The organism is Maribacter sp. C-4077 (assembly GCF_055378385.1).
This window is the reverse complement of record NZ_AP038807.1, coordinates 1,391,197-1,413,619: the sequence shown is the minus strand read 5'-3', so window position 1 is coordinate 1,413,619 and position 22,423 is coordinate 1,391,197. Positions and strand designations below refer to the sequence as shown.

Here is a 22,423-nt window from a genome sequence, read left to right as displayed (position 1 = left end):
TAATAAAACTAACAAATACTAGAAAAATGAAAAAAATCTACTTTGCAATTGCGGCATTTCTATTGACCGTGACTGCGTTTTCACAAGGGGTAACTACCTCGAGTATGCAAGGTACTGTCTCAGATGAGTCAGGTGAGTCATTATTTGGTGCTAACATCGTTGCGACCCATACTCCTTCTGGAACCGTATATGGTGCCATATCAAATGAAGAGGGAAGGTTTTACCTGCCAAACATACGTGTAGGGGGGCCATACACAGTAAAAGTAACCTATGTTGGTTTTCAGGATAAGACTTTTGAAGGGATTACCCTTGGTTTGGGACAAAGTTATAACTTAAAGGTTACCTTATCCGAAGGTGTTGAACTAGAGGAGGTTGTCGTAACTTCTCAAAGAGGGGAGATTATTGACCCGGATAGGACAGGGCCAACTACAAACCTTTCAAGGGAAAAGATTGATGCGTTGCCAACTATAAGTAGAAGTATCAATGATTTTACAAGGCTTACCCCACAATCTAATGGTACTTCTTTTGCCGGTACCTCAAGTCGTTTCAATAATTACACGATCGACGGTAATATCTATAACAATAACTTTGGTCTAGGTTCAGGTCAATTTGCTGGGTCAAACCCAATTTCTTTAGACGCTATAGAGGAAGTACAGGTAAATTTAGCTCCATTTGATGTTCGATTAGCTGGTTTTACAGGCGCATCGGTAAATGCTGTTACTAAATCAGGTACAAATGAATTTAAGGGTTCGGTTTATTATTATTTGAGAAATGATCAGATGCAGGGTAATAAATTACGAGACCTAGAACTTAACAGAGGAGACGCTCAAAATGATATAAAAGGGGTCAGTCTTGGAGGTCCTATTTTAAAGGATAAACTCTTTTTCTTTGTAAGCTATGAAGAAGAACAAGAAGCAGTACCAGGCTTTACAAGACAAGCGGCAAGAGGAGGATTAACTCCTGATGGTTTAACTATTTCCAGAGTTCCCGCTTCAGAATTGGACTTTATTCGTGAGAGCATGCAGAACCTATATGGTTACGAAACAGGACCTTATGAAAACTATCCATTTGCCTCAGAGCAGACAAGGTTTAATGCACGGTTGGATTATAACTTGAACCAAAATAATAAATTCTCACTTCGTTATAATAGATATAATTCTGCAGAAGATGTTTCTATTAATGGTAACTCCAATCGCTTTTTGCCAACTCGATATAGAAACACTGATCGTTTTGGTATAGAAGCAATTACTTTTGCCAATGCCAATTATACCAACGATCGTTTGGTTGAATCTTTGGTAGGTGAATGGAATTCCAAAGTTTCTGATAACATGTCCAATCAGTTGAATATTGGTTACACGGCCATCAGCGACCCCAAAAGAGGAATTCCTGGAGGACAGGCGTTTCCGTTTATCGAAGTTTTGGAACCAGACCCTTCTGGCAACTTATTGTATTACACTGCCTTGGGTAATGAACTGTTTACCGTTGGTAATCTTTTAGAGAACAATGTCTTCAACGTAACGAATAACTTCTCAATCTACTCAGGAGACCATACTTATACTATAGGTGCAAACTTTGAGTATATGACATTTAAAAATGCCTTTAACCCTGTTTTCAACGGATTCTACAGGTTTACTACATACGATAGTTTCGTAGAAACGGTTATCAATCAAACCCCAGGTGCCTATCCAGATGCCTTTGCTAAAAGTTTTGCGTTGGACGGTTCAACAACACCACCGGTAGATGAGACCAATTTTGGCCAGTTTGGTATTTATTTCCAGGATGAATTTCAAGTGAACGACAACTTCAAGTTAACAGGTGGTTTACGTGTTGATTTTCCATTCTATGCCACCGATATTCCAAGAAACACCCTTTTGGACGATTTGAACAAAACCTTTACGGACGGAGATGGAAATACGTTCACCCCAGATGTAAGTCAGTTTCCTAAAGTTAGGCCCCTATGGTCTCCAAGAGTCGGCTTCAACTGGGACGTAAACGGTGAAGGTAAGACACAGGTGCGTGGAGGAACGGGTATTTTCTCTGGCCGTATACCTTTCGTATGGTTGAGCAATCAGGTAAATGGATCCGGTGTTGTTCGTGGAGGATTAGGTTTTGAAGGAGATGAAGTTATCGACTTTCTGGGACCAAATTATGTTTTCAACCCAGATGTAACATTTGGAAACCCTACCAACCCGGGACAGACTTTGTCTAACGAGTTGAATTTGACAGACCGTGAATTTAAGTTGCCACAGGTATGGCGTACCAACATTGGGGTAGACCATCAATTGCCTTGGGGAATCACAGGTACCTTGGATTTCATTTATTCAAGGGATGTTTCTACACCTATTGTATACAATCCTGTACTAAGGGAGCCTGATGGAAATCTAGCCGGTCCCGACCAACGTCCTTATTGGGATGGAGGGTACTCTAACGATGATGACTTCCGTAATGTTTTCTTGTTGACAAATGCAGATGAAAAGGCAGATTATTATTCGTTTACTGCGCAACTTCAAAAGCAATTCGATAATGGTTTTTATGCTATGATAGCGTATACCGCTTCAAGGGCTAGGGATTTGGATGCTTCGGGAGGATCGCAGGCGGGTTCGTTATGGACAGCTACCGTTCAGGAGGATAGAAACAATCCAAGATTGGGATTTGCCTCTTTCGACCAACCCAATCGTTTCATTGCCAATTTGAACTATCAAACGGATAATACTACTATAGCTTTATTTTGGCAAGGTGGCGAGAATGGTCGATATAGCTATACGTACTCTGGAAATTTTGGAGATAATTCAAACAGGTTGATCTATATTCCTAATGACGCTTCTGAACTCAATTTTGAAGAATATACCGCCGGTGGTGTATTTATTTCGGAACAGGCACAGATTAATGCATTGAACAATTATATTGCTCAGGATGAATATTTAAGTGAAAACCGTGGAACTATTGCCGAAAGGAATGGTGCAAAATTACCATGGGTTAATCGTTACGATTTAAGAATTACGGAAGATATAAATCTGACCAAAGACAATAAAAACAAGATTCAATTGTCAATGGACTTTTTGAATATTGGCAATATGTTCAATTCTGATTGGGGCGTTCCTCAGTTCGCTTTACAAAACAACATTTTGAACTACCGTGGTAGAAATGCTTCCAATGAGCCTATTTATAGATTGAATACCGTTTCTGGAACTTCAGAATTACCTAGAGAAAGTTTTAGACCTTCCACCAGTTTGGGAGATACATGGAGACTTCAGGTTGGAATCCGTTACCTTTTCAACTAGTCTTTAATAAGTTAATTAAAACCCCGCTTTATGCGGGGTTTTTTATGCCCAAAAATCACTATTTTTAAAATTCATTTAAACCAACAGTATGTACGAAACCATTCAAATGCTGCATTCTTATCTGGCCTATGTAGCGTTGGCAATTTTAATAATTGCCGTAGTCAATGCCATAAGCGGATTAACAAGCAAACGAGTTTTCACCATGAATAAGGATTTACGCTTAAGTCTCTTCACTTTGATAATCTGCCACATTCAATTATTGGTAGGCCTTATTCTGTACTTTATATCCCCTAGCGGATTGAACGCCATCCAGGAGTTTGGTATGGGCGGACTAACCTCCGCGGCCAGATTATTGGCAGTTGAACATCCCTTTATAAACATACTGGCCATTGCCGCCATAACCATAGGATGGTCCAGGCACAAGAAATTTGTTGAGGGCGATAAAAAGTTCAAGAGTATAGCCATTTTTTATGGAATAGGTCTGATATTGATTTTAAGTAGGATTCCATGGAGTCAATGGTTTTAAGAATTAGGGGCATGAAGAAATTAATGGCTATCGTTTTCTTGATTTTTTGTGGCAGTCTCCTTAAAGCCCAAAGTATTTCCTTGTTCAACGGTGAAAATTTAGATGGCTGGGAAGTTTTTGGAACCGAAAAATGGTATGTGGAAGACGGGGTTTTGATTTGCGAAAGTGGACCTGATGCAGGCTATGGCTATTTAGGAACAGAAAAGGAATATAAAAACTTCATTCTCGATCTGGACTTTAAACAGGAAGCCGATGGCAACAGCGGTGTCTTTATCAGATCCAGTGTTGAAGGAACTACTGTCAGTGGTTGGCAAGTGGAGGTCGCACCACCAGGCAAATTTACGGGTGGTGTTTACGAGTCCTATGGAAGGCAATGGTTGAAGAAACCAAAGCCTGAAAAGGATGTGGCCTTAAAATTTGGAGACTGGAACCACATGACCATCAAGGTAGATGGCAAACAAATAACCTCGTGGCTCAACGGTACGGAAATGGTTTCCTTTAAGGACCGAATAATTGGTAAAGGGGAAGGTTCCGTTCTTCTTCAAATTCACGATGGAGGGGGTATCAAGGTGAAATGGAAAAATATCGAATTGACGCCTTTGGATTAATAGATTTTATTAGAATGCTTATTTAACTTGAGTTGACTATAGGAATCGTCATCTATTCTACGTACATGATTTTTGGGTAAATTTCAGGTCTTGCTGTCACATCGAGCTGAGTCGAGATGCGAGACCTACTTGAGCCTTACGGTTTTTATAAGAATTTCTCGATTACATTTATAGAGGGATTAAATGTCCTATTTACATCCACCTACAAATAAAGGAATTATAGTTTTGAATTCATATTTATTTGACTTTCCGTATCAAATGCACATATACAGGAAAATGGTCACTATAGCCCCCAATATAACTTCCGCCAGCGTAGGTACGTAAAGGATAGCCCTTGTACATTCCTTTTGGGTCGATCAAGTAAGGTGGATTGAAAACATCGGCCTTCCAAAACCGGTATCCTTCTGGGTTGTTGAGCAAGTTGACGGTCAGGTATATTTGATCAAAAAGGTTCCATTGGTCCCTATAGGCCAACGAACCGATGCCTTTTTTGAATAAATTTTCCATTGGCCCAAAGAGGCCCATTGAATCCAATTGCTTCTCCTTTCCCTTTACTTTCAATATTTTTTTAAAGCTGGGACTTATAGGGTCGTCATTAAAATCTCCCATACTTACAATTTTTGCATTGGAATCCAAATATCGCAGAGAATCTATAATTCTCTTGTTCAATTCAGCGGCCTTCAATCGATAAGGCCTGCTTCTAAGTTCTCCGCCACTTCTAGAGGGCCAATGGTTTACGATTACATAGATTTTTTCATTGTCCAAAAGCCCTTCTACTACCAATTGGTCCCGGGTATAGTCCCTAAAGCCTTCTTCATTAGTCAAAAGCAATCTCCTGCTTACAAAGGATATAGGGATAAAAGAGGACTTCGTATAGAGAAGCCCTACATCTATTCCGCGTTCATCGGGGGAATCAAAATGTACTATTCCATATTGCTTTTTTTGAAGGGCTGGATGGTTGATCAAATCCTCGAGTACCTTTCGATTTTCCGCCTCGCAGACACCAAGTATATCGGGACCCGATGGGTTATTATCGGAACCAATATCGGATATGACCTTGGAAAGATTTTCAATCTTTTTCCAATAGCGCTCTTCGGTCCAATTATCCTTTCCCGTGGGTGTTCTATCATCGTCATACACCAAACTGTCATTTATGGTGTCGAACAGGTTTTCAAGATTATAGAAGGCGATGGTTCGTAATTGATAATTCTTTTGCATTTGTCCGAGGCTGAACAAAGTGTACAAGAGGGTTAAAAGTAAGCCGACCTTCTTCATGAGTTTCTTACTAATTTATTCAATCAAGTTTTAAAAATTTCAAAGTAAGGTATTTAGGTTACGATAATAAATGCCTCAATAAGGTGTCATTAGTACCGAAATATATGGTTTTTATATAAAAAATCGAGTTAAGCAATTGTTTTTAAATATATTAGGGTTTGCACTAACCAACCATAATGTACAAGGGCATATTTCTTATACCGATTTTTGTCTTTATGAATACTGTTTTCGGACAAATCAGTTATTCCGTATCCGGAACAGTCCTTACTTCTTATAACAATGTGGCAATTGAAGGCGCAAGCATCCGTATTGAGGGGAAATCCATAGAAGTTAGGACCAATGTGGATGGACAGTTCGCCTTTGAGACGGACCTTATGGGCGATTATATTCTAAGAATTACCTTTCAGGATTACGAATCCAAACGAATCCCAATTGTGCTTGACGGAAAGTCGCTTAATCTTGGCAGCATACTCCTAAAAAGGGATATTTCTGTTGAACAACAGGACAATCTGATCACACTTACCGATGCAGAACTGCTGGACGATGAATCCACATCAAACACTTTAGGACTTTTGCAGGCAACCCGGGATGTTTTTCTAAGTAGGGCCGCATTTGATTTTGGTCAGGCTTTTTTTAGGGTTCGAGGGTACGATGCCCAAGAAGGGGAGGTGCTGTTGAACGGTGTCCCCATGAACAAATTGTTCGATGGTCGCCCCCAGTGGAATAATTGGGGCGGGCTGAACGATATTACCAGGAACCAGGAATACTCGAATGGGCTGGATGCTTCGGACTATACCTTTGGGGGTATTTTGGGCAATACCAATATCGATTTGAGACCCTCCGGATTACGACCGGGAACACGTATTTCAACATCGGCCTCCAATAGAACCTACGCGGGAAGATTGATGGCGACGTATAATTCCGGAATGAAGGAAAATGGATTTGCCTATGTACTGTCCGGTTCCAGAAGATGGGCGAAAGAAGGCTTCATTGACGGAAACCTGTACGATGCTTATTCATTAAGCGGTCAGTTGGAATATGAGCTCGATGACAACCACAGTTTTCTCTTATCCGGCATATTTACAAGTAATAGAAGGGGCCGGTCGTCCGCCATTACGGAAGAGGTGTTCAGTTTGATGGGTAACAAATACAATCCGTATTGGGGGCTACAGGATGGTAAAATAAGGAACTCTCGGGAACGCTTCATTTCAGAACCTATGGTGTTGTTCAATTATTTTTGTAATGCCGATAAACTGGACCTATCCCTTGGGTTGGTCTACCAAAATGGAACCCATAAACGAAGCAGGCTGGGGTATTACAATGCCCCAAATCCAGACCCAACATACTACAGGTACCTGCCCAGCTTTTATGTCAACAGTCCTATAGGTGCGAACTTCATTAGTGCAGAAATGGCCAAGAATAGTTTTCTAAAAGATCCGCAATTGGATTGGCAAAACGTATACAGCGCCAATGCGAACCCGTCCCTGGGCGGCGAAGCTGTTTATGTACTCTATGACGATGTGGTTTCGGATGCCCAGTTTACGGCCAATTTGAACGGTAATTTCCAATGGGACCCAAACATAAAGGTCGATTTTGGTATCATGAACCGATATTTAAAATCCAAAAACTTCGCCGAAGTGGATGATCTGTTGGGGGCCGAATTTCACAGGGATATCGACCCTTTTTCCAATACCAGAAATGACATCGATTCCGATTTGGAAAAAAGGGAAGGGGATTTCTTTGGGTATAATTACGAATTTCAGGCTAATGAACTTAGGGCCTATTCGCAGATTTCGGCCGACTTGAACAAGTGGAAGTTCTTTTTGGCCGGACAATTCAATCGGAAAGCATATCAAAGAACAGGTAAATTTCAGAATGAACGGTTTCTGGAAAATTCTTTGGGCGCAAGCAGGAACATAACTTTTTCAAATTTTGGGGTCAAAGGAGGTCTTACCCACGCAATAACCGGAAGACATTGGGTCTCCATGCAAGGGGCTTTCATCAATAGGGCACCGTTGCTTCAAAATGTTTTCGTGAACCCAAGGGAGTCCAATGCCTTGGTACCCAACATGCGGACGGAAACCGTTTCCACTTTGGATATCAACTATTTCATTCGTTTGCCCAATCTTACGGGTCGTATAACCGGTTATTACACCCGATTTCAAAACACTACCGATATCAACTTTTTCTTTGTGGACTCGGGTGTTGGGTCGGATTTTGTCCAAGAGGTTTTGACGGGTTTGGACAAATTGCACCTTGGAACGGAATTGGGGCTGGAATACCAGGTATCCTCAACGGTAAAACTGTCGTTGGTTTCCTCCATCGGAAAATATGTGTATGCCAGTGATCCTTTGGTGACCATTAATTTTGACACGGCATCGGCGGAGGAAGAACTGATCAATGTCCAGGGATTCCAGGATTTGGGGCCTGCAAAGCTAAAGGGCTATAAATTGGGTCAGGGACCACAACAGGCCTTTGCCTTCGGTATGGAATATAGAGATCCCAAGTACTGGTGGGTAGGTGTCACCGCCAATTACCTTGCGAATAACTATGCCAATATTTCCACAATAACGAGAACGGATAGCTTTGTTTTGAACCCTGAGACGGGGCAACGTTTTCCCGATGCAACAGAAGAAAATGTGGACGCGCTTTTGGAACAGAAATCCTTGGACAACTTTTATCTTTTGAATCTTGTGGGAGGAAAATCGTGGTTGAAAAACGGGAAGTACCTAGGTGTTTTCGCCAGTGTGAACAATGTGTTCGATACCACTTTTAGAACCGGTGGCTATGAACAAAGCCGCAATGGCAACTTTGGTCAGTTACGACAGGACAATTTGAGCGGTACCCCTTCTTTTGCCCCAAAATATTGGTATGGCTACGGAAGGACCTTTTTTTTAAACATAGCCCTAAGTTTTTGATGACACATCTTTCTAAAACATACTACCAGCTCATTGTAAAGACCATATTTTTACTTATGGTAGGTATGCTTTTTGCCTGTGTAAAGAACAAGGATTTTGAGGTACTGGAACCTGCCTGTGAATCAAATCTGGTCGCGAACATCAGTATCGAGGAACTTAAGGAATACTATCAGGACGAAACGCTTCAAATCCAGGAGGATTGGATCCTGGAAGGATATGTGATTTCTTCCGATGCCCAAAACAACTTTTTCAGCGTACTGTATTTTCAGAACAGCACCAATAACCCCACCGATGGACTTCAGATAGAAATAGAAATGCGGGATTCCCATCTATTTTTTGAGGTTGGGAACAAGATTTTGATCAAGCTGAAAGGATTGTACTTGGGACGTACCAGAAATCAGTTTAAAATTGGCGGAGTATTTACCTCCTTTGGGAATGTTTCCGTTGGGCGATTGCCTTACAACCAAATCTTTGAGCATGTCTTTGTAGCCTGTGGTGAAGGAGCCGTTTTGCAACCGGATGTACTAACAATTCCGGATTTGCAGGATAACAATGCAGGCACGTTGGTACAATTTCAAAATTTAGAGTTTTCAGCAGCGGAACTAGGTAACTTATTTGCCGAAAAGGAGGCCGAAACGGAGCGTTTACTAGTGGATTGTGAGGATAACGAGCTGATTTTGTTGAATAGTGGTTTTGCCGATTTTCAATCCATTTTGCTTCCCGAGGGTCGTGGAAATATTACCGGTGTCCTCGTAAAGGACGGAAATGACTTTAAATTGGTAATAAGGGATTTTACCGATATTGAATTTGACCAAGAAAGGTGCGAGGATTTCGTGGACGAATTTACTTCCAACACTATTTTCTTTTCGGAATTGGCGGACCCGGATAACAATCCGGAAGCCAGATTTGTGGAAATATACAATTCAGATACGGCCCCATTATCCCTAAAAGGTTGGCAAATCCTTCGGTATACCAATGATAGTGAAACGGTGAGCTCCTCAACGGAATTAACGGGACATGTTATTGATGGGGAAAGTACGTTATTGATATCGCCCAATCCTTTGGTTTTTGAACAAGTTTATGGATTTTTACCTGATGTGGATGCGGGAACCAACTCACCCGCGGATTCCAATGGGGACGACAACCTCGTCTTGGTCGATCCCTTTGGAACGGTGATAGATATTTTTGGCGTAATAGGCCAAGATGGTACGGGAACGGATCATGAGTTTGAAGATGGTCGAGCCCAAAGAAGATTGGAAGTAACCCAAGGGAGTCCTTTGTATGAGTTTTCAGAATGGGAGATATACAATGATTCCGGAGAGTCCGGTACGATTAACCTTCCTCAATTGGCCCCAGTGGATTTTTCGCCAGGAATACGCTAACTTACGCAACCTCATTTAAGGAATCTGCAGTTAAAGGCTTTACCAAATAGGATGCTACCGTACAATACTTTTGAACCTTGGCCATATTCTCAGGGCTTACAAAGGAGCTAACAATATATACCTTAACATTTTCACGTTGGTGTTTGGGAATGTTTTGAAACTCTTCCAAAAAGGCCCATCCATCCTTGTTGGGCATGTTCAGGTCTAAAAATATGATTTGTGGAAGTGGAATGTTTTCAATCAAAAGTCCAATAAGACTATCTATGGCTTCCTGTCCATCTGCATACCAGAGAACGTTTTCACAAAACCCTATTTGCTTCATGAGTTTTTTTGTGTTGAAGGCAAAAAACTCATCATCATCAATTATACAACAGCTATCAATCCTACTCATGAAAATCGAAACTCAAAATCCAAGGAACCATATCAGGGAAAAATTATCCTTATTAAAGTATGGTTTGTTTTGTTCTAAAAATTGGCGTAAAACTAAGAATTATAACCACACCTTCACGGATAAAAATCAGGTTTTGAATGCTTTTAGTTAAATTGACAAAAATCATAAGCCTAGATTATAGAATAAAGTAGGCGACATGTTAATTTTAATATGATATTTGAATATATGAGCTTTAAATCAGCGTTTATAATTAATATATTAAAAAGTATTTTTTGACAAAACCCTATTTTTTACCATACTAATGGAACACAATATTTACGATTATATCAGGAACGGAAATTTGGAAGGTGTACAAGATGCTTTAAACGATAATCCAGGGCTTGTTAGCTCCAAAGATGAAAGGGGCTCCACTCCGCTGTTATTGGCTACCTATTACGACCGTTTAGAAATAACCAAATTGTTACTTGATTACGGGGCGGATATTAATGCGCAGGATGCTGCCGGAAACACCCCATTAATGGGGGTCTGTTTTAAAGGATATTTGGAAATTGCCAAACTTCTGATCGATAACGGGGCAAAATTGGATGTACAGAACACCATGGGGGCCACGGCTCTTGTTTATGCAGCCATGTTCGATAAATATGAGATTGCCAAGCTTTTAGTTAAAAATGGTGCCGACCAAAGTACAAAGGATCAGAGAGGTAATACGGCATTGAACCATGCGAAAACAAAAGGCAACCCTAAATTAATCGATTTACTGCAAGGGTAATTGAATGGGCAACTTCCTTAAAGTATAGTGTGAAGACTTGATACGACATGAAAAACGAACTTAAGATTACCCTAATACAATCTCCCATTATTTGGGAGCAGCCTGCCTTGAACAGGAATTCATTTGCTGCCAAGATGGATACTATAAATGGGGTGGATCTAATCGTTCTTCCAGAAATGTTTACTACCGGATTTACCATGTCACCCGAAAATTTGGATGTTGAAGAAGGAGGAATCACGGTAAATTGGATGAAGGAAATGGCCAAAAAAACAAAGGCTGCCATTGTAGGTAGCATCGTTTATACTGAAAACGGACTTCATTATAACCGACTTTTTTTTGTTACCCCAAAGGGTGAGGTTTGGAAGTATGATAAACGACACACCTTTACATTGGCAGGAGAAAATGAAAAATATCAGGCAGGTAAGCAACATTTGATTATTAACTATAAAGGTTTCAAATTGAACTTTATGATCTGTTACGATCTACGATTTCCTGTTTGGAGTAGAAATACGTTGGATTACGATGTTCTATTGTATGTAGCGAATTGGCCCAAACCGCGGATTGAAGCCTGGGATACCTTGTTAAAGGCAAGAGCTATTGAGAATATGAGCTATTGTATAGGGGTGAATAGGATAGGTAGCGATGAAAAAGGATTGGAGTATGTTGGACATTCAGCGGCCTATGATGCACTTGGTCAACAATTGGTTTTTTCGGAGAAGGAAGAAATTCTTCAAGTGACAATTGATAAAAGACACATATCCAAAACCAGGGACAATTTAAAATTCCTTCAGGACAGGGATATGTTCCGGCTACTGTGAGTTAAGTATTGAAAATAACTTAATCAAGTCTTCCTCTTTTCTAGCGGATAATTTTTCTTTTTTAAGAATTTCCATAATGCTGGAAGGCAACTCTGATTTCATGGTTCGTTTGTTTGTGGGTAGTTCTGCCACCTGTCCTTCCTCTCTATTAAAATAGAATTGATGAACTATTTCGACTTTATCTACACTTTCAATATTTAAAAGTTTGGCGTCTGATGGCGCTTTGTTAATCTTAATATCGAAAACCTTATAAAGATTGTATTTTCCTTGAGCAAGAATTTCAGCAAAAATTGGCTTATTTCTTTTTCCTAAGTGAAGGGGGACTAAATTCTTTCCATTTAACTGAACTTTTATTCCTTTTGTAGGATACAGCGCCGAAATTTCCTTATCCTTTAAAATTTCTATTTCACCGTGGTAGACATTAAAGCGCGCTAGTATTTTTATTCTTTTTTTATTTGATAAATCTATAATGGTAGCTTGTTCCCATTCTTCACTTATGTAGATACTACCCACAATCTTATTACCGCTTATTTCAGAAACTCTTAAAAAAGGAACGTCTAAATTTCCTGTTTGAAAGGTTCCTCCTTCTTCATTTACTAAATTAGGTTGCGACCATGTAGAGACAATGGTAAATAAAAAATGGATTAAAAAGAAAATTCTGTTCATTTGATAAGTAATTAATTAAGAATTGTAAAAGTAATGTTCTCTATCCAGTTGGCGCGCATCTCAATGGTAGTAGGGTAATAGGACACCTTTTCTGGCTGAATTCTTTTGAGGTAGTTTCCCGTATCCCATTGTCCATTATTGTTTGTATCGAAAATGGCTCGGATCAAATATTTTCCTGGACTTATATGATTAAATTCAAAAACCTTAGGTTCTGTTGCAATCTGCGTCCTTTGCACCTCGCCTTTTTCGTTGGTCAGTTCTAGTATTACTGGGTATTCTATAGATTCACCAGTTAAATTAACAGATAGGTTTCCGTAGTCCGCATAACTCTTGGTGTTCAGGACAAAATTGATGGAATCGTTTGTTGTACCGAAAAAATCCACAATAGCACCAGGAATCATCTGAACTTTATATTTTTCATTCGCATCCACCTTGAACTCAATATTAACCTGATTTTCCAAAGAGTCCAGGACCGCGGTGTGGATTACTTGTAAAGTATCCTGCTTGAACACCTCAATTTTTGTAGTGTCTAAGGATTCTATGGGCGTGTTCGCCAGTAGTGAAAAGCGTTCCCCAAAGTTCAATGTACCCGTACGGCTGGGAGTCAATTTAAGGGAATCAATGCCCACCTTCCTACTTTTCACCTTAAACGTATCTATAAGTTTTAGGCGCTCGTTCTTCACTGTAAACAACAGGGAATCCATATCATACGGTGTAAACCAAAAGTTCAGGGTATCCTTATCCCTTTCTTTTAGGATTTTTGTTTTCACGGTATCCGGAATAGGGGAAATGGTATTCAGTTCTATATCCTTCCCATCCCCGTAATATCCAAAGCTGATTTTATTTTTTGCCGCATAAGTAGGAACGGCAATACCGTAGTCCGGGACTTCCCTAAAAAGATTTAGAAGGTAAATGGAATCCGTTGGTAGCCGGACGGTATCCTTAATAAACCCGATTTTATCCGTATTCTGGTCAAAAACGTTGTTTTTGGTCTGGTCCTTTATCGCAAAAAGGGCATAGGTTCCTTCCTTTAAGTTTTTCAAATTAAAGATGATCGTACTGTCCAAGGTGTTGGTAATGTAATTGGGAGGTCTTTTGTAAACGGTAGAATCTGTATAACTGGAATCGATACTGTAAAGCATTACACTGATAAAATCATCGGCCTCTTTGTTGAAAGCGTCCTTCACAACACCTTGTAGTTCCAAGGAGTCAATGTAGTCGCCCGTGGAAAAAACATAGGTTAAGAATGGGTTTGGATTTCCTTCGTTATTGTCTACGATACTTTGCCCAAAATTTATGGTATAGGTCGTATTTTCCTTTAGTGTATCCTGTATGACAATTTCAACAAATTTGTTGGCACCACCCTGAGGGCTTAACAATGGCTGATATTTTAAGGGAGGTGAAACAATCAATTGCTCCTGTACTTTCTCCAATTTTACAAGCTCATCAAAATAGAGACGTATTTTTTTTCCTTCAAAGTTGGTACTCATGTTCTCAGGTACGGCACGTAATAGAACAGGGGGAGTAACATCTTTTGGCCCACCTGTGGGCGTTCCTTTTCTTGCACATTGGTAGAACGCCGTAATTGAAAGTAAAATGAATATGTAACCTAGGATTCTACGGAACATGGAACAAAATTATAGGACAAAGAAACAATATATTCCCCAGATATTACTCCACGACCGCAATGCTCGCTATAAATAGGGTGGTACCTTCTATTTTTAATAGCGCTTCACCACATAGTTCCATGGTAGCTCCTGTAGTAATCACATCATCGACCAATAAAATGGTCTTGTTCTTTAAAATTTCGGTATCGGTTACGGTGTAAAGGGATTTATTGTCGTACCATCGGGCCAATCTGTTTTTCTTGGTCTGTGTCCTTGTGTTTGCAGTTTTGGTCAGAACTTGGTCTAAATATTCAGATCCAATATGTGCTGCCAATCGTTTTGCGAATAGGGCCGTTTGGTTATAGCCTCTTTTTTTAAGTCTTTTCCTGTGTAAGGGAACAGGGATTACAAAATCTATTTTTGGAAGGTGGTCGTTTTCCTTTAGGAGTTGTCCGTACCAATCGCCCAAAAACGCCCCAATGTGCTCTTGATTTTTATATTTTAGGTTATGAATAAGGTTTTTTACGATGCCATAATCTGTAAAATGAAGGAAGGAACTCGCTTTTTTTATGTTAATTCTACCATAAAAGATACGATCTACAGGATTTTCTTCGTTAAAGGTGTAATCGGTGAGTGGCAATTGGTGTCGACAAACGGTACACAATAGCTTCTCTCCTCTAATTAATCTGTCATTACATCCAAAACATGCGTGAGGGAATAGGAGGGTGTTTATATCATTTGCTATATTTGACAGCTTGGCGAGAAACATTTCTTGCTTCATTATTTAACCTACTAAATGCCCATTTATTGGATGGACAATCAAGATACTAAATTCAATTATAAAATTATACTTGCCGCTATGGCCGCTGTTATAATTGGTATCCTAATTGCCTTTTACTACAGTCATGCACAATCCAAATCTGAAATAAGTTTCCTGGAACAACAAAAGGATGTTCTGGTGAAGGACCTTACATTGATGAAGGCCGACTTGGACCGACTTTCTGCGTTGAACGAAATGAACGATATAGAGCTTCAAGATGCGAAGTTCCAAGTGCAACAACTTAAGGATTCAGTAGGGAGGCTAAATTTTACTATCGACAGGCTTAGGGAATTTAAGTCGGAACTACGAAGACTGGAAGCCAAAAACGATAGTCTAAAGCTTAAGAACAATTTTCTTAGGTATAACAATTTGCTGTTGACGGACAAATACGACGAGGCTAGAAAGCAAATTGAGCTTTTACAGGCGAACAGCAACAGTCTGGCAGAGGCAGAGGCCCTACAGCGAAGAAAGATCATGGAACTCAATCAGCAGCTAAAGGTCAAGAACTACCTAAACATGGACTATTCAGAAGGTAGCGGTTTCAGGTTGAGGGGGTCCCGTCCCGTTGGTACCAATAAGGCATCTACCATCGAAAAACTTCGTGGTTGTGTAACCGTGTTGGCAGATCCGGACGTAGCCCGATCCGAGAAAGTTATCTATCTCCAATTCTTGGATCCAAACAAACAGATTGTAGAGGACAATGCCAATACGATTACGGTAAATGGTAATGTTTATAGTAAAAGGGTTGAATTTCAATATTTTGGTGAAGAAACCTCCATCTGTGATTACGTAACCGTTCCGGAAGGCTCCTTAAAGGAAGGAACCTACACATTGAACGTTTTTGAGGACGAACGACTAATTACCTCCTCAGAATTTCAATTAAAATAAATTCCCTTCTTTTTGGCTAATATTCTATTTTTGCCGCATGGCAAATCAAGAAGATATTTTTAAGAAGGTAATTTCCCATGCAAAGGAATACGGTTATGTATTCCAATCCAGTGAAATTTATGATGGTTTAAGCGCCGTATACGACTATGGCCATAACGGTGTAGAGCTTAAGAACAATATACGTCAGTATTGGTGGAAGGCCATGGTTCAATTGAACGAGAATATTGTGGGCATCGATGCCGCCATATTCATGCACCCAACTACATGGAAGGCCTCTGGGCACGTAGATGCCTTTAATGACCCGTTGATAGACAATAAGGACTCCAAAAAACGATACCGGGCAGATGTCCTCATTGAGGATTACGTAGGTAAAATCGATGCCAAAATAGAAAAGGAGGTCGCCAAGGCCGAAAAACGTTTTGGCGAAAACTTTAACAAACAGAAATTTTTGGAGACCAACCCTAGGGTAGTCGAATATTTGGAACAAGGGAAAAGTATCTTAAGCCGAATGGCAAAGTCCCTGGAGAAAGAAGATTTGGCCGATGTTAAAGCCTTGATCGAGGAGCTGGATATTGCATGCCCCATGTCTGGATCCAAGAATTGGACCGATGTAAAACAGTTCAACCTCATGTTCGGCACCAAGCTGGGCGCCAGTGCGGAAAATGCCATGGACCTATACTTGCGACCTGAAACGGCCCAAGGTATTTTCGTAAACTTTTTGAACGTACAAAAGGCCGGAAGGATGAAGATCCCGTTTGGGATTGCACAGACCGGAAAGGCCTTCAGGAACGAAATCGTCGCAAGACAGTTCATCTTCCGTATGCGGGAATTCGAACAGATGGAAATGCAGTTCTTTATCCAGCCAGGAACACAACAGGAATGGTACGAACATTGGAAGGAGCATCGAATGAAATGGCACCTTTCCCTAGGTATGGGCGAAGACAACTATAGGTTCCATGACCATGAAAAATTGGCACACTACGCGGATGCGGCCGCGGATATTGAATTTCGTTTCCCTTTCGGGTTCAAGGAATTGGAGGGAATCCATTCCAGAACCGATTTCGATTTGGGAAGCCATGAAAAATACTCTGGAAAGAAACTACAGTACTTTGACCATGAGACCAATCGAAACTATGTTCCATACGTACTGGAAACGTCCATTGGTCTAGATCGAATGTTCTTGGCGGTCTTGTCCAATTCGCTTCAAGAGGAGGAATTGGAAAACGGTACTTCTAGGACCGTTTTAAAACTTCCGGCAGTTCTGGCACCTACCAAAGCCGCTATTTTGCCGTTGGTAAAAAAGGATGGATTACCGGAGGTGGCGCAACAAATCTTGGATGAGCTTAAATGGGATTTCAATGTAACATACGATGAAAAGGATGCCGTAGGCAGACGCTACAGAAGGCAGGATGCGAATGGTACCCCATTCTGTATCACTGTGGACCATCAGACCTTGGAAGACCAAACGGTTACCATTCGTCATAGGGATTCCATGGATCAGGAACGCGTGGCCATTGCAGCATTGAAAGGAATCATTCACGAGGCCGTGGATATGCGTACCTGGCTACAAAAAATGGAGGCTTAAAGTGCGTAGGCCACATTAAGTGAGCCGTAATAATTCCGGCCGTCTCCCGGATAATAATAACGAGGTTCCGCACCGCCAAATCCCTGTGTATTTATCAGCACAGAACGTGCATAGAGTACATCGAATGCATTGTTGACGCCAAAGTCCACGCCCAAGGTGAATTTTGGTGTTAGTTTTTTGCGATATCCGGCCCGGAAATTCACCAAATTGAAGGCATCGCTATACACATCGTTGGCATCCGTTAAGGGAATACTGCCTACGTGTTGGTAGATAAGGTTGAGGTAAAAATGGGTAAGGATGCGATTTTGGAGGCCCATGGTCAACCGATGTTTTGGCACACCGGTCAACTCGTTACCGGAATAGTCAATGCCGCCGTCCACAAAATCCGTGAACCTATGGTGGTTTAGATTGTAGTTGACAAACGGATTTACCTGAACTACCGAGGTGGATGAAAAAAGCGAGTAGTCCACTCCAAGCTCCACGCCTTGGTGCTTGGACGATCCGGCATTTTTTTCAATAAATTGATCGTCACCAACCTGTTCCCTGATCAATAAATTATTGATATCCATTTGATAGAGGGTCAGGTTGATGCGCAGTCGGTTTTGATCAAAAAGAAGATTGGTTCCAATTTCGTAGTTTGTGCCGGTTTCCTGTTTGATATCCGGATTGATGATGCCTTCCGGAGTCAAGGTACGTTCAAGGCTAGGATTGGTAAAGCCCCTACTAATGTTGGCATACAATTCCTGATTAGTGCCTAAGGAATAGTTTAGGGTTAGACTCGGTAGCAGGATAGGGTCAAAATCCCTGCTTCCACTATTGTTTGCATTTCCAATATTGAACAGGTCCTGTAAATCGAAGTCCGTTTTGTTGAGGCTAAGACCCAATTGCGCCGAGAATGCATCGGTGAATGGATATTGTAAGGAAGTAAAAAGGTTCCATTGTCCCCTAAATTCCTTATTTCGGGCAAACTGGGCGCCCTTTAAACTGCCGTTGTCATCGTTTTCCTGATATAGATTTTCAAACTCGTCCCAATCATATTCATCCTTGTAAAGTTCCGCTCCAAAGGTGAAATCGGTATTTTTTTCAAAAAGGGTTAGATTCCCTGAAAACAGGGTTCTGAACCCAAAACCATTGGTGATTTCCTCCAAAATGCCAAAAGGTCGCGCTTCGGTCTTATCCAAATAACTATAAAAGAAACTGGTGGTGTTCTGAAAACGGGTAGAAAATTCATGGTTTAGGGATACGCCCAAAAGTGTCTGATTGTTCGTTTCGAAACCGCGGGAGGCCCTCCAGGTAAACGTGGCCTGCGTAGGGTCTTCGTTGAATGCCGTAATTCCCAAGGAACTGGGTATTTGGGCCGTGTAGTCGATATGGTTCACCAATAGTGAGAACTTGTTTTTGGGGTTCAGTTGATAGGATGTATTCAGCAGGAATCCGTCGCGCTCAAAGTTATTGTTTTCGCGGTATCCATCGGTTTCCAAATGGCCGTATTGCAGATTCAAACGTAGCTTTCCATCGAAATGGTTAAAGGCCAGATTATTTTTTAAAAGGTTAAAGGAACCTATGGTAAAGTTGTTACTAAAATTCGTGGACCTTCCCAAAGCTTCCTTTGGTGTGAGGATAATGGCACCCCCAAGATTGGCCCCAAATTCCGTTCCCTTAGGCCCTTTCACTACTTCTATTTGGCCCAAATTCTCCAGGTCATAAGCCTCAATGGTGGACGAACCCGTTCCGTTGGTCACGGGAATCTCGTTGTAGTAAAGCCTGAGTTTATCTGTGCCGAACAACGTTCTGGCCCCTATGCCCCTAATGGTAATCCTGTTGGTGTTCAAGGCACCTGAAAGTACATAGACCCCGGGGATTTGGTTCATGGAGGATACAATGTCTACTGGACTATAATTTTGAAAGGTTTTGGCCGATATTACTTCCGATGGCGTGATACCGATTACCTTTTTGTTCTTCAACGCATCTATAAGGATCACTTCTTCCAGTTGGGTGATACTATCCCTATTTATGGGGTCTTGGGCCTTTACAAATAGTGTGGATACTAGAACTAAGAGGGGTAGGTATTTCATCAATCTTCGCATAAAATGCGAAGTTATGGTTTAAAATCTAAAACCAATAGAGAGTCCGCCCCTAAACATAAATGCATTTTGAAAATCTTCCGGGTTTATATTTCGGCCCATACCTCCATGGATTTCCAAGGTAAAACGGTCGCTTCGGGTGACCCACTTATTACCTATTCCTAGACCTAGGGCGGTAGTGCCATAGTCGTTGTTTCTAGCTCCCAAGGTTGTACTATCCACATCATTTTCACCGGTGTAATACAGTCCAAATACTTCGGCAAAAAAACCGCTTCGGGGTATATAGCCAAAATAAGCGCGAAGGTTAGGGCCAATGCCAAAGTTACCGTTGTAATCGGTCGCATCGCCATTAAAATAAAGGGTTCCCCCAATACTCGTGTCCTCGGTAAAAAAAAATTCATACGAACCTTCAACCGTGGAGGTGGCCAAAAATTGACCGATATTGAATTTTATTTCGTGATTATTTTCAAATCTTGGATAGGCCTGTCCCATTATTGAGCTGGTAAAACCTAGACTCATAATCAGGCATAAAAAATATCTCATGACATATGGTTTCTAATTCTTAGAGTGGTAATCAAAGGTCGTTTCAAAGAGGACAAAGTTAGGATTTAGGTAGCCATACTTGGGAATAATTGGGTAGGCTTTTCTATTTTTGGCCCAAAGGCACTTATGATGAAGATCGTTTCCTACAATGTAAATGGTATCAGGGCTGCATTGCGAAAGGATTTTTTACCGTGGTTGAAAGCGGTGGACCCGGATGTGGTCTGTCTCCAGGAAACAAAGGCGAACAAAGAGCAGTTGGATTTATCGCTTTTTGAGTCGGCCGGATACCCCTATCATTATTGGTTCAGTGCACAGAAAAAGGGCTATAGCGGAGTGGCCATCCTGTCCAAACAAAAACCGGATGAAGTGCTCAACGGTACGGGTATAGACTATATGGATTTTGAGGGCCGAAATATTACCGCCCATTTTGGGGATCTTGCCGTAATGAGCATGTACCTGCCATCGGGTACCAACTTTGCCCGTCTGGAACACAAACTGACCTATATGGCAGATTTTCAAAGGTTTGCGGACGAGTTTCGAAAAAAACATCCAAATTTTATTGTTTTGGGGGATTACAACATTTGCCACAAGGCCATCGATATACACAATCCTGTGGGACTCCAGAACGTATCGGGTTTTTTGCCCGTTGAACGGGAATGGATCGGAAATTTTATAAAGAGCGGTTTTACGGACAGTTTTAGGCATTTCAATCAGCAACCGGATAATTATACCTGGTGGAGCTATAGGGCCAATGCCCGAAACAACAACAAGGGTTGGCGTTTGGACTACGGAATGGTTTCTGAACCCCTAACCGAAAAATTAGAACGTTCCGTTATTTTATCCGAAGCCAAACACAGCGATCATTGTCCCATTTTACTGGAACTTAACGTTTGATTTAAACAACTTCAAGGCGAGTACCGTTCCTATTTCGTAATTTTAAGATTTTAAATCGATAACCTGCCGCATTTAATATGAAATATACCCACCTTCCCCATACCGATATCGAAGTCAGTAAAATATGCCTAGGCACCATGACCTGGGGCAACCAAAATACCGAAGCCGAAGGGCATGAGCAAATGGATTATGCCTTGGATCAGGGCATCAACTTTTTTGATACCGCAGAGCTCTACCCTATTCCGGCCCATCCGGATAGACATTCCCTGACCGAAAAAATCATTGGCTCTTGGTTTAAGAAAAATGGCAACAGGGACAAGGTCGTTTTGGCCAGTAAAATTGCAGGCAAGGCCGATTTTACCAAATTCATTAGAACGACCGGATTTACCCGTGCATCCATCATCGAAGCGTTGGAGGGAAGTTTAAAACGGCTACAGACGGATTATATAGACCTTTACCAATTGCACTGGCCGGAAAGAAACACGAACTATTTTGGTCAACGGGGCTATACCCACCAGGTAACCGATTATTGGGAGGACAATATCCACCAAGTTTTGGAAACCTTACGGGATTTGATGCGCGAGGGGAAAATACGCCATGTAGGCATTTCCAATGAAACACCCTGGGGCACCATGCGCTTTTTGGAAGAAAGCAAAGTCCATGCCTCCCTGCCCAGGACCATTACCATTCAAAACCCATATAGTTTGCTCAACCGATTGTTCGAAGTTGGATTGGCCGAAATTTCCATGCGTGAAAACATTGGCCTACTGTCTTATTCCCCATTGGGCTTTGGGGTGCTTAGTGGAAAGTATCTAGGCGATAGGTTGCCGGAAGGATCCCGAATCGCCTTATTTCCCAACTACAAAAGATACAGCTCCGATACTGCAGTAAAAGCTACCCAGAAATATTATGAACTGGCACAGGAACACAATATTTCCTTGGCCCAAATGGCTCTGGCCTACGTGAACACCAGACCCTTTCTGACCAGTAATATCATTGGCGCCACCAGTATGAAACAGTTGAAGGAAAATATTGGAAGTATCGATATTACCTTGACTTCAGAAATCATGGAGGGCATCGAGAAGATTCATAACGAACATCCTAACCCGGCACCATAATGATAGACTTATTAATATTTCTTAGAGTAGGCTTTTGGCAAGTGGCCTTGATCATCGTGGTCATAATTATCATATTGACCCTTTCTAGGATTATGAGGGATAAGAGGTAGTTCTTTATGGAATATAAACTTTAAAAGTATGTTTTAAAATAGGAATATATGTATGAGTGTACATGTATTATTGTTTGTTTAAAAGGGTTGTGACAGAATAGAATTTATTGATGTGTAAACTACAATTATGTGTGAGGAAT

General features: G+C 41.1%; 18 protein-coding genes. 11 read left to right on the top strand and 7 right to left on the bottom strand.

Annotated features, from left to right (window positions below):
* The first annotated feature begins 26 nt into the window (after nt 1-26).
* The 3 genes from ACZ41C_RS06100 (at nt 27) to ACZ41C_RS06090 (ending at nt 4,415) form a co-directional block, all read left to right on the top strand.
* Nucleotides 27-3,281, top strand: coding sequence for a TonB-dependent receptor (locus ACZ41C_RS06100; protein ID WP_464564949.1), 3,255 nt, complete (start codon nt 27-29; stop codon nt 3,279-3,281).
* Between the two features lie 88 nt (nt 3,282-3,369).
* Nucleotides 3,370-3,807, top strand: a complete 438-nt coding sequence (locus tag ACZ41C_RS06095; RefSeq protein ID WP_464564948.1) for a hypothetical protein — start codon at nt 3,370-3,372, stop codon at nt 3,805-3,807.
* Between the two features lie 11 nt (nt 3,808-3,818).
* Nucleotides 3,819-4,415, top strand: coding sequence for a 3-keto-disaccharide hydrolase (locus ACZ41C_RS06090; protein ID WP_464564947.1), 597 nt, complete (start codon nt 3,819-3,821; stop codon nt 4,413-4,415).
* A gap of 237 nt (nt 4,416-4,652) precedes the next feature.
* Here ACZ41C_RS06090 and ACZ41C_RS06085 read toward each other — a convergent pair whose 3' ends face one another.
* Nucleotides 4,653-5,633 (bottom strand): endonuclease/exonuclease/phosphatase family protein, encoded by a 981-nt coding sequence (locus ACZ41C_RS06085; RefSeq protein WP_464564946.1) that lies wholly within the window; start codon nt 5,631-5,633, stop codon nt 4,653-4,655.
* Between the two features lie 272 nt (nt 5,634-5,905).
* Between ACZ41C_RS06085 and ACZ41C_RS06080 the strand changes: the two genes are divergently transcribed.
* On the top strand, nt 5,906-8,608 hold the full coding sequence (locus tag ACZ41C_RS06080) for a carboxypeptidase-like regulatory domain-containing protein (RefSeq protein ID WP_464564945.1): 2,703 nt from the start codon (nt 5,906-5,908) through the stop codon (nt 8,606-8,608).
* Nucleotides 8,608-9,990, top strand: a complete 1,383-nt coding sequence (locus ACZ41C_RS06075; RefSeq protein WP_464565713.1) for a DUF5689 domain-containing protein — start codon at nt 8,608-8,610, stop codon at nt 9,988-9,990. The genes ACZ41C_RS06080 and ACZ41C_RS06075 overlap by 1 nt, the downstream gene beginning before the upstream one ends.
* 1 nt (nt 9,991) lies before the next feature.
* Here ACZ41C_RS06075 and ACZ41C_RS06070 read toward each other — a convergent pair whose 3' ends face one another.
* On the bottom strand, nt 9,992-10,381 hold the full coding sequence (locus tag ACZ41C_RS06070) for a response regulator (RefSeq protein ID WP_138256868.1): 390 nt from the start codon (nt 10,379-10,381) through the stop codon (nt 9,992-9,994).
* Between the two features lie 301 nt (nt 10,382-10,682).
* Between ACZ41C_RS06070 and ACZ41C_RS06065 the strand changes: the two genes are divergently transcribed.
* Together ACZ41C_RS06065 and ACZ41C_RS06060 are read left to right on the top strand one after the other, a co-directional pair.
* Nucleotides 10,683-11,150, top strand: coding sequence for an ankyrin repeat domain-containing protein (locus ACZ41C_RS06065; RefSeq protein ID WP_138256869.1), 468 nt, complete (start codon nt 10,683-10,685; stop codon nt 11,148-11,150).
* Nucleotides 11,151-11,197: 47 nt separating this feature from the next.
* Complete coding sequence (locus ACZ41C_RS06060) at nt 11,198-11,968, top strand: amidohydrolase (RefSeq protein WP_138256870.1); 771 nt, start codon at nt 11,198-11,200, stop codon at nt 11,966-11,968.
* On the opposite strand, the gene ACZ41C_RS06055 is transcribed toward ACZ41C_RS06060, so the two are convergent.
* Genes ACZ41C_RS06055 through ACZ41C_RS06045 form a run of 3 tightly spaced genes read right to left on the bottom strand, consistent with a single transcriptional unit; the run spans nt 11,960 to nt 14,881 of the window.
* On the bottom strand, nt 11,960-12,634 hold the full coding sequence (locus tag ACZ41C_RS06055; RefSeq protein WP_138256871.1) for a hypothetical protein: 675 nt from the start codon (nt 12,632-12,634) through the stop codon (nt 11,960-11,962). The two genes, ACZ41C_RS06060 and ACZ41C_RS06055, sit on opposite strands and share 9 nt — an antisense overlap.
* Before the next feature lie 11 nt (nt 12,635-12,645).
* The gene (locus ACZ41C_RS06050; RefSeq protein ID WP_138256872.1) at nt 12,646-14,262 is read right to left on the bottom strand and encodes an Ig-like domain-containing domain; all 1,617 of its coding nucleotides are present in this window, start codon (nt 14,260-14,262) and stop codon (nt 12,646-12,648) included.
* 43 nt (nt 14,263-14,305) lie between these two features.
* Complete coding sequence (locus ACZ41C_RS06045; protein WP_464564944.1) at nt 14,306-14,881, bottom strand: ComF family protein; 576 nt, start codon at nt 14,879-14,881, stop codon at nt 14,306-14,308.
* A gap of 156 nt (nt 14,882-15,037) precedes the next feature.
* Between ACZ41C_RS06045 and ACZ41C_RS06040 the strand changes: the two genes are divergently transcribed.
* Nucleotides 15,038-15,949 carry a hypothetical protein gene (locus ACZ41C_RS06040; protein WP_317129161.1) on the top strand — a complete coding sequence of 304 codons (912 nt, stop codon included), beginning with the start codon at nt 15,038-15,040 and terminating at the stop codon, nt 15,947-15,949.
* Between the two features lie 37 nt (nt 15,950-15,986).
* The gene (locus tag ACZ41C_RS06035) at nt 15,987-17,534 is read left to right on the top strand and encodes a glycine--tRNA ligase (protein ID WP_464564943.1); all 1,548 of its coding nucleotides are present in this window, start codon (nt 15,987-15,989) and stop codon (nt 17,532-17,534) included.
* On the opposite strand, the gene ACZ41C_RS06030 is transcribed toward ACZ41C_RS06035, so the two are convergent.
* Both ACZ41C_RS06030 and ACZ41C_RS06025 read right to left on the bottom strand, forming a co-directional pair.
* The gene (locus tag ACZ41C_RS06030; protein ID WP_464564942.1) at nt 17,531-19,609 is read right to left on the bottom strand and encodes a TonB-dependent receptor family protein; all 2,079 of its coding nucleotides are present in this window, start codon (nt 19,607-19,609) and stop codon (nt 17,531-17,533) included. The two genes, ACZ41C_RS06035 and ACZ41C_RS06030, sit on opposite strands and share 4 nt — an antisense overlap.
* A gap of 30 nt (nt 19,610-19,639) precedes the next feature.
* The gene (locus ACZ41C_RS06025; protein WP_464564941.1) at nt 19,640-20,161 is read right to left on the bottom strand and encodes a hypothetical protein; all 522 of its coding nucleotides are present in this window, start codon (nt 20,159-20,161) and stop codon (nt 19,640-19,642) included.
* Nucleotides 20,162-20,290: 129 nt separating this feature from the next.
* On the opposite strand from ACZ41C_RS06025, the gene ACZ41C_RS06020 reads away from it, so the two are divergent.
* The gene (locus ACZ41C_RS06020) at nt 20,291-21,055 is read left to right on the top strand and encodes an exodeoxyribonuclease III (RefSeq protein WP_464565711.1); all 765 of its coding nucleotides are present in this window, start codon (nt 20,291-20,293) and stop codon (nt 21,053-21,055) included.
* Nucleotides 21,056-21,132: 77 nt separating this feature from the next.
* Nucleotides 21,133-22,173: an aldo/keto reductase gene (locus tag ACZ41C_RS06015; RefSeq protein WP_464564940.1), complete on the top strand. Its 1,041-nt coding sequence runs from the start codon at nt 21,133-21,135 to the stop codon at nt 22,171-22,173.
* Nucleotides 22,174-22,423 lie beyond the last annotated feature (250 nt).